We start from the raw sequence: 13829 nt of genomic DNA on the forward strand, positions 1-13829 counted from the left end.
TCAGCCTCCGATCGCCGACATCGGCCGCGCTGGTTGCAGGAAGGTCGGATCGTCGATGCCGTGCCCCGCCCGCTTGCCGTACATCGCGGTCTGCCAGGCCCGGGCGATCGTCGTGTCGTCCGCGCCGCCGCGCAGGAGCGCCCGCAGGTCGGACTCCTCGCGGGCGAAGAGGCAGTTGCGAACCTGGCCGTCCGCGGTCAGCCGGGTGCGGTCGCAGTCGCCGCAGAAGGGCCGGGTCACGCTGCCGATCACGCCGACCCGGGCCGGGCCGCCGTCCGCCGCCGACCAGCCCGGCACGAACCAGGTCTCGGCCGGGGCGGTTCCACGTGAAACCGAGTCGGGTTTCAGGCCGAACGGTGCCAGCGCGTCGAGGATCTCCGCAGCGGTGACCATGGTGTGCCGGTCCCACCCGTGCTGCGCGTCCAGCGGCATCTGCTCGATGAAGCGCAGTTCGTACCCGTGCTCCAGCGCGAATCGCAGCAGCGCGGGCGCCTCGTCGTCGTTGACGCCGCGCATGAGCACGGTGTTGATCTTCACGGGGGTGAGCCCGGCGGCAGCCGCGCCCCGCAGCCCCGCCAGCACATCGGCGTGCCGGTCCCGGTGCGTCAGCCGCTGGAAGCGCTCCGGGGACAGGGTGTCGAGGGAGACGTTGACCCGCTCCAGGCCGGCGTCGCGCAGCGCCGGTGCCAGCCGGTCGAGCCCGATGCCGTTCGTGGTGACGGACAGCCGGGGCCGTGGGGACAACCGCGCGGCCGCGGCCACGATGCCGACCAGCCCGGGCCGGATCAGCGGCTCGCCGCCGGTGAACCGCACCTCGGTCACCCCGAGGCGCTCCACCGCGATCCGCACCAGCCGGTGCACCTCGTCGTCGGTGAGCTGCTGCTGCCGGGGCAGCCAGGCCAGGCCCTCCTCGGGCATGCAGTACGAACAGCGCAGATTGCAGCGATCCGTCAGCGAGACCCGCAGATCGGTCGCCACCCGCCCGAACCGATCCGCCAGCGCCCCGGCAGTGGCCCGCTCGGCCACCGGGGGGTGCTCAGCCGATCCGCTGTGCTCGTGCGCCGGGGTGTGCTCAGCCGACCCCGCCGGCTCAACCGGCCCCGGTGCGCCGGCAAGCTCAGCCGTGTCGATCCGCCCGGTGGTGGCGGCCGCGCTGAGGGACTCGGCGGTTCCGACCGCGCCGAGAAACCCAGCCCCACCGACCCGCTCCGCGGTGTCGACCTGCCCAGCGGTCTTGATCCGCTCGGCGGTCTCGACCTGCCCGGCGGTGCGGATCACCGACCCACCCTCGCTCACCGGTCGAATCTAGCCCGTCGCACCGACAATTCCGCAGCCCGGCGACCAGTACCACAGCGCTCAGGCGCGACGGGCCAGGTCAGCGGCATCGCGCACCGCCGCGCGGTAGGACTCCCCGAACACGGCAGTGTGAACGAGAAGCAGGTGGAGCTGGTGCACGGGCACCCGCGCCCGCCAGCCGTCGGCCAGCGGCCAGGTCTCCGCGTACGCATCCAGGATCCGATCCAGGTGCGGCGCCCCGCCGAACAGCGCGAGCTGCGCGAGGTCGGTCTCCCGGTGCCCGCCGTGTGCCGCCGGATCGACCAGCCACGCGCGGCCGTCGGCGGCCCACAGCACGTTGCCCGGCCACAGGTCGCCGTGCAGCCGGGACGGCGGCTCGTCCGGGCCGTACCCCGGCAGGTCGGCGATGACGCGCTCCACGGCCGCGACGTCCGCCGCCGGCAGGGCGCCGCGATCGGCCGAGATCTTCAGGTACGGGCGCAGCCGGTGCTCGCCGAACCAGCTCGACCAGGGCCCGCCCGAGGCCGAATTGTCCTGCGCGAGCGGGCCGATGAACCCGGCCCACCCCGCGCCGAACCAGGGCGCCCCCGCGCGGTGCAGCTCGGCCAGCTCCCGCCCGAACCGCTCGGCCGCCGCCGGGGTGGCCGTCCCCGGCTCTACCCACTCCAGCGCCAGCAGATCCGGCAACGCCGCCAGCACCTCCGGCACCGGCACGGCGCCCGCCTCGGCCAGCCAGCGCAGCCCGTTCGCCTCGGCCGCGAAGAAGCCCTCCGGCGGGGCGCCACGCGGCCACGTCTTCGCGAACAGTGACGTGCCGTCGTCCAAGGTCAGGCGGGCGGCGTGGCACACGTCGCCGCCGCCCACCGGGGTCTCCCGGATGCGCTGATGGGTGAGAAATGTCGGGAGGTGCTGCGGGTGCGCGCGCAGGTACGCCAGATCCACGCCCTCATCTTCCACTTCGGGTTACGAGCTGCCCGATTCGGAGCCAAAATGTCGGCATGGACCCTGTCACAGTGCGTTCGTACCGGCCGACCGATCACAGTGCGGCACGCCGCCTGTGGTCTGAGCTGACCCGCCAGCACACGAGCATGTACGGCACCGCGAACGGCAAGGGTGACGACGGCGGAGCCGAGTTCGAGGAGTACCTCACCCGGCTCGACCTGGGCGGCGTCTGGGTCGCCGACCACGCGGACGACGGCGTGATCGGCCTGGTCGGGCTGGTCATCCGGGGCCGGGCGGGCGAGGTCGAGCCGATCGTGGTCACCTCGACCCACCGGCACAAGGGGGTGGGTCGCAAACTGCTGCGGCATGTGGCCGACGAGGCCCGGCGGCGCAACATGAAGTCGCTGACGATCTCGCCTGAGTCGCGCAACGTCGAGGCCATCCGCAGCCTGCACGCGGCCGGGTACAACGTCGTGTCCGCGATCGAGCTGACCCTCGACCTGGGCCGCGACACCCACGCGTGGCAGCCCGACAGCGTCGAACTGCACGAGCTGTCGTTCCGGTCCTGACCGGCGCGGGGTGACGGCGACCGCGTGAGCGGCTCGGCCGTCGCGCCGGACGCTGACCCCGATGCTGGTCGACCGCGACCGCGACCGCGACCGCGACTGCGACTGGCGATGCCCGGCCGCCAGCCCACCCGCGATCGCGCCTGACCTGGGCGGTCACGCTCCGTGCCTGTGGATGACGGGCGTGTCGTCCACAGGCCCGGCGATCGGCACACCCGGGTGGTCGCGGCCGCGCCACGCTGCCCCGCATGACACCCGAGTGCACCCTCAAGGTCAGCAGTCCGGCCGAGCTCATCGCGGCGGTGCCGTACCTGCTCGGCTTCCACCCGGCCGACAGCGTCACGGTGGTCGCCTTCCGTGGGCCGCGCGTGCGCTTCGCCGCCCGCCACGACCTCCCCGGCCCGGACCAGCCGGCCGACGAGCTGCGCGCTGACGCCGACCACGTGGCCGAGGTCGTGGCCCGCCAGGGCGTCGACGGTGCCACGGTCATCGGGTACGGCCCGGCCGCACGGGTCACCCCCGCCGTGACACGCACCGCCGAGGCGTTGCGCCGCCAGGGGCTGGTGGTGCACGACGAGCTGCGCGTCACCGACGGGCGGTACTGGTCGTACCGGTGCGCCGAGCCCGAGTGCTGCCCGCCCGAGGGACTCCCGTGCCCACCCCAGAACAGCGCGGTCGCGGCCGCCGCCACGTACGCGGGCCAGGTGGCGTTGCCGGACCGGGCCGCCCTCGTCGACCAGGTCGGCTCCGTGGCGGGCGCCGAACGCGTGGCGATGACCGCCGCCACCGCCCGGGCCCAGGGGCGCCTGGCCGACCTCATGGCCCGGGACCTGCACGACGCCGGCTTCGCCCGCCTGGTCCGCCACTCCGGCCGTACGGCGGTCCGGGCGGCGGAGCGGTGCTACCGATCGGGCCGGCGGCCGGGTGACGACGACGTCGCGTGGCTCGGGGTGCTGCTGATACACCTGCCGGTGCGTGACTACGCGTGGGAACGCATCGGCACGGAGCCGTGGCGCGTGGCGATGTGGACGGACGTGCTGCGCCGGGTCGAGCCGCAGTACCTGCTGGCGCCCGCCTGCCTGCTCGGTTTCGCGGCGTGGCGGGCGGGGATGGGCGCGCTCGCACGCGTCGCGGTGGACCGGGCGTTGCTGCGGGACCCGCGCTATCCGATGGCGCGCCTGCTGGAGGACGTGCTCGACTACGCGCTCGACCCGGCCGCCGTACGGGGCTGGCCGCGCGTCACCGACCCGGACGATCCCGGCGGCGATCCGCGAAAGGTCAGAGCGTGACGCGGTGGGGGGCGGTGTAGACGTTCATGGAGCGACCACGCAGGAATCCCACCAGCGTCATCCCGGCCTCCTCGGCCAGCTCCGCGGCCAGTGTGCTGGGCGCCGACACGGCGGCCAGCACGGGGAGCCCGGCCATCCACGCCTTCTGGGTCAGCTCGAAGCTAGCGCGGCCGGACACCAGCAGCGCGTGCCCGCGCAGCGGCAGCCGGCCCTCCCGCAGCGCCCACCCGACCACCTTGTCGACGGCGTTGTGCCGCCCCACATCCTCACGCAACACGACCAGCGTGCCGTCGGCGTCGAACAGCCCGGCCGCGTGGAGCCCGCCGGTGCGCGCGAACGTGCGCTGTGCCGCGCGCAGGCGGCCGGGCAGTTCGGCGAACACCCGCGCCGGGATCGCGACCGGGTCCTCGGCGAGCGCGAACCGGGACCGGGTCCGGATGGCGTCGATGCTGGCCTTCCCGCACACACCACACCCGCTCGTGGTGGTGAAGTTCCGGCTCGGATCGGTCACCGGCGGGGGCACGTCCGCGCCGAGCACCACGTCGATCACGTTGTACGTGTTCGGTTCGTCGGTACCGGCGCAGAGCTGCGCGGTGACCACATCCGTGGCCTCCCGGATGACGCCCTCGGTGAACAGGAAGCCCAGCGCGAGATCGATGTCCTGGCCGGGGGTGCGCATGGTGACCGCCAGCGGTGCCCGACCGACCCGGATCTCCAGCGGCTCCTCGGCTGCCAGGTCGTCCGGCCGGTGCCGGGGCGCGCCCGCCGCGTCGAGATCGATGCGGAGCACCGGTCGCCGGTTCATCGTGCGCGCCATGGTCCGACCCTATGCCGGGCCGCGGCCGGGTTCGGAGTGCGGTCACGCTCCTGTCCCCGCCGGGATACGGTACGTACGTGGGGGGATTTGCTGCGGTGGTTCTGGCCGGTGGTGCGGCGAGTCGGATGGGTGGTGCGGACAAGCCGGCATTGACGGTCGCTGGGCAGTCCATGCTGACCCGGGTGCTCGCCGCGGTGCACGACGCCGACCCGCGCGTGGTGGTCGGCCCCGTGCCCCCGGACCTGCCCGTACACGTCGACTCGACCCGCGAGGACCCGCCCGGCGGTGGCCCGGTGGCGGCCACGGCGGCGGGGCTGGCCCTCGTCCCGGCGGACGTGTCGCTGACCGCGCTGCTGGCCGCGGACCTTCCGCTGCTGACCGGCGAGGCGATCGATGTGTTGCGTCTGACGGTCGAGTCCGCGCCCATGCAGGGTGCGCTGTACCGCGACGCCGAGGGCCGCCGTCAGTCGCTGTGCGGTGTGTGGCGTACGGCCCCGCTGCGCGCGGCCGTCGACCGGTTGGCCAGCAAACGGGGCGACCTGCACGGCGCCGCCATGCGCGAGCTGCTCGACGAGCTGAGCTTCATGGACGTGTCCTGGCGGCGACCCGGCCCGCCGCCCTGGTTCGACTGCGACACCGACGACGACCTGCGCGCGGCCGAGCAGTGGGCCCGATGAGTGCGGGCACCCCGCCCGGCGGACCGACCCGATGACCAGCGCCAACCGGTCGACCGGGCGGCAGGGGAGCGAGAACGATGAATGACCTGGAGGCCTGGGTGACCGCGGCGGGCGCCGAGATCGGTGTGCCACCCACCGAGGTCGACACCTCGGCGGTGCTCGATGTCGCCCGCGACGTCGCACACCAGGTGCTGCGACCGGGTGCGCCGGTCACGGCGTACCTGATGGGCCTGGCCGTGGGGCGCGGCGCCGACCCGGCCGACGTGGCCGCGCGGATCCGGGCGCTGGCCCTGGCCTGGCCGCATCGCGCCGGGGCGCAGCCCAGCGTCGCCGACCCACCGACCCCCTGATCGCCCGGCCCGCCGCTCGGTAGGGTGGCGGGGACGGAGGTGGCGGATCATGACCGTGGATGACGGGCACGAGCAGGCCGAAGGGGCCCTGCTCGACGAGCCGACGACGGCGGACCTGCGGGCCAAGGTGACCGAGGCCTGGCGCGAGTTCGCCGGCGCGCTCGGTGCGCTGCTGCCGACCCTCTCCCCCGGCGCGCACGTCGACCTCACCCTCGACCCCACCGCCTCCGGCACCGGGGCCGCCATCTACTCGGTGAGCCTGCGGCTGCTGGAGGGCGGCGTCGTGGAGGCGCTCGCGGTCGGCAACGCCGCGCTGCCCGAGGGTTTCCGGATGGACCGCTCCGCGGTGGCCGACCTGGTCGCGCTCGGCTGGTCGCCGCCGGGCGTGCTGCCCGGCTCCGGCGACTCGTTCGGGCTGCGCACCGAGGTGTCGGGCGCGAACCGGCTCGCCACGATCGTCACCCGCACGCTGCGCGACGTGTACGGCGCGCCGCACCCCGCGTTCCTGGTCTACCTGGTGCACGACGAGGAGGACGAGCCCCTCGACACCGCGCCGCTGGGCACGGCCCGGCACGAGCCGAGCATCGGCCACGCCCTCGATCTCGCCGACCTCGACGACGACGGCGTGCTGACCGAGGCGCTGGCCAACGCGGCCGACGAGGTCGTCCCGCTGGAGGAACGGGTCCGCACGGTCGTCGCCACGATGTCGAAGACCACAGTGGACCAGTTGCAGGTCGACACCGACGGCGACATCGGAATCCGGGCCGGGTCGGCGATGGTGTTCGTGCGGGTCCGCGACAATCCGCCGCTGGTGGACGTGTTCTCCCCGATCCTCACCGAGGTCGAGCCGACCGAGCAGCTGTACGTCAAGCTCTCCGAGCTGACCAACCGCATGCCGATCGGCCGCCTGTACTGCGCCCAGGACACCGTGTGGGCGTCCATCCCGGTGTTCGGCCGCAACTTCCAGGCCACCCACCTCATGCTGGCGGTGCAGGTGATGACCGGCCTCGCGGACGAACTGGACGACCGGCTGCACGGCGAGTTCGGCGGCAAGCGCTTCTTCGGCGAGGGCGACAAGCCCGCGGGTCGCACCGACGGCGAACACCGCACCGGCATGTATCTGTAACGGACCGTGAAACGGTGCGGTGGCCCACCGCCGAACGGTGGGCCACCGCATACGCATTACTTGGTGGGCGTTGCCCGCAACTCCACGACGATGCCGCGCCGCGTCGGGTCGGCCGCGCGGACCGGCTGCGACGTACCCTCCGCCACCTCGATGGCCTCCGGCATTCCCTCGACCTTCGCCGAGACATGCTGGTCGCCCGCGCCGAGCAGGAACACGGCGTCGACGCGGAGGCTCAGCCATCCCGTGTCGCCCTTGACCGCGAAGCAGACGTCGTTCGACAGCGTTTCCAGCTTGATCTGGGTCAGGTCGTTTTCGTCGCACGTGTCCACGTAGGTGATCCGACCGTCACCGGCGAGCAGCTTGGGACCGCCCTTGGCCTCGATCTCCGCCGCCCCCGGGTACGAGTAGTCCTCAACCAGCGACGTGGGTTCCGCCGCGGCCCTCGCGGAAGCCGCCATCTGGAATGCGGGAACCGCGGCGACCCCGGCCACGGCGGCCGTTACCAGACCGAACGTCAGCAGACGTGAACGCATTACTTACCTTCCATCCTGTCTATCTTCGTACCAACGGACATGTGGAGCTCTCACTCAGCGCGGCTTGACGTGATAAGTGGTGTCGTGGGCCCAACCGTCCATGCTGTTCCGGACGCGGGTGTCCAGAGCGGTCGTGGTGATTCCGACACCCATGTCGCGGTAGAGGCCGAAACCGAGCCGCACCGACCGGTCGTCTCCGGGATCCCTGTTGCCGGTGCCCGGGAGTTTCTGGCCCACCATCAGTTCCAGGTCGGTGAAGCCGGCGAACTTGCCGACGTACCCGTAGTGGATGTTCGACCACACATCGATGAGCAGCTTCTTGTCGGTGTCCGGGACCGGGGTGTACCAGGTGTCGAAGTACTTCTCGTCCGGATTCATGCGGAGCATCTTCAAAATCTTGGGTTTGTGGTCCCAGTCCTTGTTGACCCCGACCTTCAGAGCCCAGTCCATGAGGGCGTCCTTCTTGCAGCTGAGGCAGCCCTCCGAAATCATTCTCCGGTTGAGGTCGGCGATGTTCCGCACCAGCGAGCTGGAGCTGTTGGTGACCATCTCGTCGTAGATGTAGTTGAGCGCGACGTAGTAGGGATCGCCGGTCTTCCCCGCGTTCCGCGCCTCCAGGTAGTACACGTCGGCGGCGGCCTTCGCCGCGGCCTTGGCGTCCTTGCCGGCCCGCCTGGCCGCGGCCCGGGCGTCCCGCGCCGACCCGCGCGCCTTCTTCGCGTAGTACCTGGCCTTCGCCGCGGACGCCTCGGCACGGTCGGCCGACCGGTCCGCCTTCTTCGCGGAGATCTTGGCGTCGTCCGCGGCCTTGCGGGCCTTCTTCACCGACGCCTGGGCCGCACCGGCCGACTTCTTGGCGCTCGCCGCCGAACGGGCGGCGCTGTCCGCGTAGTTCTGCGCGCTCTGGCTCGCGCGCTTCGCCCGGTCCTCCTGACGCTTGGCCTCGTCGGCGAAGCCCTGTGCCCGGGCCGCCATCAGGGCGGCGTTGGCCGCGTCGGTCTCGGCCTGCGACGCGTAGCCGCGCGCCTCGTCGACGTAGCGGCGCACGGTCTCCGCGTGGGTTGTCGCCTCGTCGTCGCGGGCGGCCGCCTTGAACTGCTCGACCTCGATGAAACGGCGAGCCATGTCGCGAGTGCCCGCGAGGGCGATCTGCGCGGAGGCGTTCACCTCCGGTCCACCGGTGGCCATGATGCTGGCGATCGCGTCCCGGTTGTCGCGTTCCGCGGCCACGTACTGTCCAGTTCGGAGGAAGGCGTACGCCTCGGCCGGAGTCCCCTTGAGGGCCTTCTGCGCCGCCGCGTTGGTGGCGGCGCCGCCGGCAGCCATGACGTCGGAGATGGCGATGCGGTCGTCGCGGGCCCGTCCCGGATAGTTCGGAAAGCGGAGGAACTGCACGATCTGCTCGTGCGTACCGTTCTTGAGTACGTCCTCGGCGGCGGTCTTGAGAGCCGGCTTCTCGGCGTCCTCGGCCAGGTCTTCCACCCGGGAACGGTCGTCCTGCTCGGCCGCGCGTGACCGACCACTGGTCAGGAACTCCCGAAGGTCCGCCTCGTCACCCGCCAGCGCCTCCTGCGCCGCGCCCTGCGTCCACGGCCCGGCGGAATCCATCAGTCGCAGCGCCGCCGCTCGGCCGCTGCGCAGCACGACCTCCGCCGAGGCGTCGGCCGCCGTGGCCTCGGCCAGCAGCCGGGCCGTCTCCGCGTCGACGCGCTCCTGCTCGGGTGCGTCCCAGGCCGGCGGCACCTCCTCGTCCTGCTCGTCCTCGCGCAGCCGGCGGGCCTCTTCGAGGTCCTCCTCGGTCTGCATGGCGAGCCGCTGGGCGTCGGCCTCCCGGGCGGTCTTCTCGACCAGATCGGCCTGTTCGGCCGCCGCGCTCGCGGTGTCGGCGGCCCGTTGTGCGGCGGCCGCGGCGACCTTGGCCTCCGTCGCGGCGTCCTGGGACTGGCCGGCGTGGTCGGCCGCGTCGTTCGCGGCGTCGGCTGCCGCCGCGGCGTGTGCGGCGGCGTCCGTGGCGAGTTTCGCGGCGTTCCGGCTGGCCGCGCCCGCCTGCCGGGCCAGGTTCTCCGACTTGCTGGTCGCCCGGTCCGCCTGCTGGGCCAGCCGGTCAGCCCGACCCGCCTCGCGCCGGGCCCGCTTCGCCTCCTTGCCGGAGACGTTGGACTGCCTGCTGGCCTCATCGGCCGCGCCCGCAGCCTTGCGGGCGTCGGTCATGGCGTTGCGCGCGTTCCGGTTGGCGTCGGCCGCGGCGTCGGCGGCCTCCCCGGCCAGCCTCGGGATGGCCAACGAGTGCGACACCGAATCGGCGTACTCCTTTACCTCGATGGCCGCGTCGCGCGCCGCGCGGGCCTTCTTGGCGTCCTTCCTGGCCTCCGCCGCCAGGCGTTGCGCCTTGGCGGCGGCGCGGCCGGCCCGCGAGGCGGCGGTGGCGGAACGGGAGGCCGCGTTCGCCGCGTTCCGGGCGGCCTTGTTGGCCGCCTTGGCCGCACCGATGGCCTCGCTCGCCGCGTTCGCCGCGCGGTTGGCCGCGCCCGCAGCGCGGGCGGCCGCCGCGGAAGCCTGGGCGGACGAGCCCTTGGCCGCCGCGGTTTCGCTGGCGGCCTTCTCCGCGGCCTGCTTGGCCTCCCGGGCCTGGACCGCCGCGCGCGCCGTGGCCTCCTTGGCGGCCTGGGTCTGTTCCGTCGCGGTTTCCTGTGCCTGCCGGGCCACCTCGACCAGCTGCTTGACCGACATGAGTTCGTCGTCGCGGGCGCGGGCCAGTTCCTGCCCCCGCTCCAGGAACTCCCGCACGTCCTCCGCGGAACCGTTCAGCGCTTCCTGCGCCGCCTCGTCGAATACCGGACCCCCGGCGACCATCAACTCGGCCACCTCAGCGCGGTCGTCCCGCTCACGCGCGGCGTACTGGCCGGTCACCAGGAAGTCGAGCACCTCGGACGTGCCGCCGGACAGCGCCTTCTGCGCCGCCACCTCGGTGGCCGGCCCGCCGGTCACCTTGAGGTCCTCGGCCCGCACCCGCAGATCCTGCTCCCAGGGGGCCCGGAAGCCGGTGCTGAGGAAGTTCTTGACATCGTCCGGCGAGCCGGCCAGGACCGTCTGCGCGGCCTGAGTCATCGCCGGGCCGCTGCTGGAGACCAACTCGGCAAGGCGTACCTTGTCGTCCTCAAGCTGCGCCAGGGTCCGGCCCTCGGCCAGGAACCGCTGCACATCCGCGTCCGAACCCAGCAGCGCGTCCCGGGCCGCCCGCGCCTCCACCGGGCCGCCCTCCAGCGCCACCTGCACGACCGCGTCCCGGTCGGCCCCCGGCAGCGGCTCGGCCGCCGTGGCCGGTGCCGCGTCCCACGCCAGGATCGTCATCACGACCGGCGCCGCGACCAGGACCGCGGCGCGGTGCATCAACGACCCCGCCGCTCCGGCTCGTCGGGAACCAAACACTCGTCCTCCATAGATCGGGAAGGCCGCCATCGGGATCGACGGCGGCCTTGCGGCGAGGAGTGTAGATCATTGAATTCTTGAATATTCGGATCCGTGAACCGGTTCGTGTTGAACCTCACCGGCCGCGATATCGCCGGTTGGTGCTGGTCACGGGTCGTCCTCGGGATGGCGGTGACCGCTTCTGTGTCGTGGCGCACCGGCGGTCGCGCCCGCCGTCGGCGGCGTTGACAATGGCCCGATGCAATCGAAGGAAAGCGGTGTCGGCCAGTCCTCGCCCCGGCGAGGGCCCCGAGTGCCGGTGCTGATCTCGGCTGTGGTCCTGTCCTGGGGGATCGTGGCGGTCGCGCACCTGTTCGGCATCCGGCTGTGGAGCCAGCTCGGCTCCTCGGCCCGTGGGGTGTACGGGCTGGCATGGCTGGTTGCCGTCGCCGTCACCGTGCTCGCCGCGGTGATGCTCCGTCGCACGGGTCGGTTCGCCGCGGCCGCGACGGCGGTCGTGGTCGGCGCGCTGGGCGCGACGGCGATCGTGACGGTCGACTGGACTTCCGCTTTCGTGCACGGCTACTACCGGCTGCACCGCGCGGACTTCGCCACCGTAGGCGGACTTGCCCGCACGGGCGAGCTCGCAGAGGCCCGCGGTCTCCCCGCGAACCTGCGGTATCTGGCGGTCAACGGGGATCCGACCATGGTGGGCGCCCGCGCCGTGTGGCTGCCGTCCTGGACCGGGAGGGCCGGCGGCGCGACCGGCTACGCCTACGCGGGGGAGGACGAACCAGCCGATCTGGGCCTGGACTGCCGCAGCGGGGCGTACCTGCGTTGCTGGTCGTTGGGCGACGGCTGGTCCTGGATCGAATGGGTCGCCACGCCACCGACGAACCCGTAGCGACCCGGAACGGGCCGGTCAGGCGTTCGGCAGCCAGGCCAGGCGGTCCATCGTGGACAGGTTGGACGCCTGCAGTCCGAAGTCCGAAACGGTCCACAGGACGTCACCGACCACGAGGGTCCGCCGCACGGTCGGTGCCATGCCGTCCACCACCTGCGGCTGCGCGATCTTCCCGACCTCGGTCAGCCCACCGTCGGTCACCCGCAGGGCCAGCGCCGACGCCGCGGGAATGCTGCGGCCGCGCGGATCGTACGTCGTGACCGGCACCACGAGCAGCCGGCTGGCGGGCCACCACAGCAGGGCGTGCGGGTCCCATTCGGCGTCGGACTGCCCGTCCGCGATGTGGTGCTGGGCCAGCCGCCGGGGCTGGGCCGGATCGGTGGTGTCGAACAACGACACCTGCATGCCGGAGATCCGCCCCTTGGTGTCGGCCTCCTGGCCGACGCCGATGAGCCGCCCCTCACCGACCGGCTGCAGGTGCGCCGAATATCCGGTGATCTTCAGCTCGCCGGTGACGGTCGGGTGCTTCGGGTCGGCGAGATCGACCGCGTACAGCGGGTCGGTCTGCCGGAAGGTGACCACGTAGCCACGGGGGCCGATGAACCGCACCGAGTAGATCCGTTCGCCGTGGCCCAGCCCGTCCACGACCCCGACCGGCGCGAGCGTGTCCCCGCGCTGTTCCAGCACCCGGACGGCCGAGGCGGAGCTTCGGTCGTCGGTCGTCGCTACGCGCAGGTGCCCGTTCCATTCCGACAGCGCGTACTGGTTGACGAGCCGGCCCGGCACCGATCCGGCGGCCGCGTACCGGGGGCGGTCGGCGCCGTGGAGATCCAGGCGGTAGATCTCGGTGTTCCCGGCCTTCGGGCTGCCGGCCGGTTCCGGCCAGGCGTCGAAGCGCCACCGCTGGTCGCCGGCCAGGTACAGGCTGGTGCCCGTGCCGTACACGGTGTCGGCGTCGGCCACCACCGTGACCGGGTCGCCGTCGGTGAGCGCGGGTGCCGTCAGGTCGAACGTCAGGACGGTGAGCAGCGACGTGCCGGAGAAGTCGGCGGGCCGGCTGACCCGGTCGCAGCCCACCTTGCCGGAGGTGGTGGCGGTGCCGGTCGTGACGGACCAGTCCGGCAGCCACGACTCCAGCGGCGCGCGGCCGACGGCGGCGCGATTGGCTGTCAGCCGGTCGTCCTCGGTGGCGTTGGGCCGATCGGGCAGCGCGATCTCCGGCGTCGCGCGCAGCACCACCCGGGCGACGGTCCCGGTCTGCCGGGCGTCGACCATGGTGCCGTCGCCGGTGTACCGGCTGACGACCCGTGGAGTGCCGCGCAGGTCGACGAGGATCAGTTGCGCCTGGTTCGGCAGCGGCGGCCCGACGCGGTCGATCGCGGCCCCCAGGTCGGCGGAGCGGACCAGCACCAGGGCGGCGTCCCCGGCCAGCAGTACCTGCGCGTCGCCCGCGACGCCGAGGTGCAGACGGCCGGTGGTCCGCCGGCTGGCCGCGTCGACGACCCGCAGCCGGTTGCCGGTCACGGTGACGATGCGCCGGCCGTCGGTCTTCACGATGTCCGGTTCGTCGGCGTCCTGCTCGTGATTGTTGGTGCCCGAGTGCGGTGCGGTGGGCGCGGGGGCGTCCGCGGCCCCCTTCTCAGCCGCCCGGGCGCTGTCTGCCGCCGCCGCCGGCATCACCCGGTCGCCGGGCAGCCCCCACGGCCCGACCACCTTCTTGGTGTGCGAACGAAGGTCGTCGAGCAGCTGCTGGCACGAGTCGAAGGCGACGAGCCGCAGGGCTCCCGCCGAAATCGTGCTGATCGGCCGGGGCGGCGCGGGGCGCGCGGTGCAGCCGGTCAGCGGCAGGGCGGCGGCGAGGGCGCCGCAGAGCAGGGGGCGGGTCCAGCGTGGGGCAGGCATGTCGGTGGGACGCCGGGCG

Annotated in this window: 11 protein-coding genes and 1 pseudogene; 6 read left to right on the plus strand and 6 right to left on the minus strand. The window is 73.1% G+C overall.

Features of this window, described 5'->3' with window-relative positions; genetic code table 11:
• The gene (gene moaA, locus EV385_RS14135) at window positions 1-1026 is read right to left on the minus strand and encodes a GTP 3',8-cyclase MoaA (RefSeq protein ID WP_130513298.1); all 1026 of its coding nucleotides are present in this window, start codon (window positions 1024-1026) and stop codon (window positions 1-3) included.
• Between the two features lie 330 nt (window positions 1027-1356).
• Entirely contained in the window at window positions 1357-2238 is an 882-nt protein-coding gene (locus EV385_RS14140) for a fructosamine kinase family protein (protein ID WP_130509894.1), read from the minus strand.
• A gap of 56 nt (window positions 2239-2294) precedes the next feature.
• On the opposite strand from EV385_RS14140, the gene EV385_RS14145 reads away from it, so the two are divergent.
• The gene (locus tag EV385_RS14145; RefSeq protein ID WP_130509895.1) at window positions 2295-2807 is read left to right on the plus strand and encodes a GNAT family N-acetyltransferase; all 513 of its coding nucleotides are present in this window, start codon (window positions 2295-2297) and stop codon (window positions 2805-2807) included.
• A 245-nt stretch (window positions 2808-3052) separates the two neighbouring features.
• Window positions 3053-4113, plus strand: a pseudogene (locus EV385_RS14150) (DUF4192 domain-containing protein).
• Here the strand turns inward: EV385_RS14150 and fdhD are convergent.
• Entirely contained in the window at window positions 4083-4910 is an 828-nt protein-coding gene (gene fdhD, locus EV385_RS14155; protein WP_130509897.1) for a formate dehydrogenase accessory sulfurtransferase FdhD, read from the minus strand. The pseudogene EV385_RS14150 and the gene fdhD overlap by 31 nt on opposite strands.
• Window positions 4911-5005: 95 nt before the next feature.
• Between fdhD and mobA the strand changes: the two genes are divergently transcribed.
• The 3 genes from mobA to EV385_RS14170 all read left to right on the plus strand — a co-directional run bounded on the left by mobA (window position 5006) and on the right by EV385_RS14170 (window position 7063).
• The gene (mobA, locus tag EV385_RS14160) at window positions 5006-5587 is read left to right on the plus strand and encodes a molybdenum cofactor guanylyltransferase (RefSeq protein WP_130513299.1); all 582 of its coding nucleotides are present in this window, start codon (window positions 5006-5008) and stop codon (window positions 5585-5587) included.
• A 77-nt stretch (window positions 5588-5664) separates the two neighbouring features.
• On the plus strand, window positions 5665-5937 hold the full coding sequence (locus EV385_RS14165; protein ID WP_130509898.1) for a DUF6457 domain-containing protein: 273 nt from the start codon (window positions 5665-5667) through the stop codon (window positions 5935-5937).
• A 49-nt stretch (window positions 5938-5986) separates the two neighbouring features.
• Window positions 5987-7063 carry a T3SS (YopN, CesT) and YbjN peptide-binding chaperone 1 gene (locus tag EV385_RS14170; RefSeq protein ID WP_130509899.1) on the plus strand — a complete coding sequence of 359 codons (1077 nt, stop codon included), beginning with the start codon at window positions 5987-5989 and terminating at the stop codon, window positions 7061-7063.
• A gap of 56 nt (window positions 7064-7119) precedes the next feature.
• Here EV385_RS14170 and EV385_RS14175 read toward each other — a convergent pair whose 3' ends face one another.
• Together EV385_RS14175 and EV385_RS14180 are read right to left on the minus strand one after the other, a co-directional pair.
• Window positions 7120-7596, minus strand: a complete 477-nt coding sequence (locus tag EV385_RS14175) for a hypothetical protein (RefSeq protein ID WP_130509900.1) — start codon at window positions 7594-7596, stop codon at window positions 7120-7122.
• 54 nt (window positions 7597-7650) lie between these two features.
• The gene (locus EV385_RS14180) at window positions 7651-10986 is read right to left on the minus strand and encodes a polymorphic toxin type 44 domain-containing protein (protein WP_165449474.1); all 3336 of its coding nucleotides are present in this window, start codon (window positions 10984-10986) and stop codon (window positions 7651-7653) included.
• Window positions 10987-11263: 277 nt separating this feature from the next.
• Between EV385_RS14180 and EV385_RS14185 the strand changes: the two genes are divergently transcribed.
• Window positions 11264-11908: a hypothetical protein gene (locus tag EV385_RS14185; RefSeq protein ID WP_130509902.1), complete on the plus strand. Its 645-nt coding sequence runs from the start codon at window positions 11264-11266 to the stop codon at window positions 11906-11908.
• Window positions 11909-11926: 18 nt separating this feature from the next.
• Here EV385_RS14185 and EV385_RS14190 read toward each other — a convergent pair whose 3' ends face one another.
• Window positions 11927-13810: a beta-propeller domain-containing protein gene (locus tag EV385_RS14190; protein WP_130509903.1), complete on the minus strand. Its 1884-nt coding sequence runs from the start codon at window positions 13808-13810 to the stop codon at window positions 11927-11929.
• Window positions 13811-13829 lie beyond the last annotated feature (19 nt).

The organism is Krasilnikovia cinnamomea, from assembly GCF_004217545.1.
GTDB classification, from domain to species: Bacteria; Actinomycetota; Actinomycetes; order Mycobacteriales; family Micromonosporaceae; genus Actinoplanes; species Actinoplanes cinnamomeus.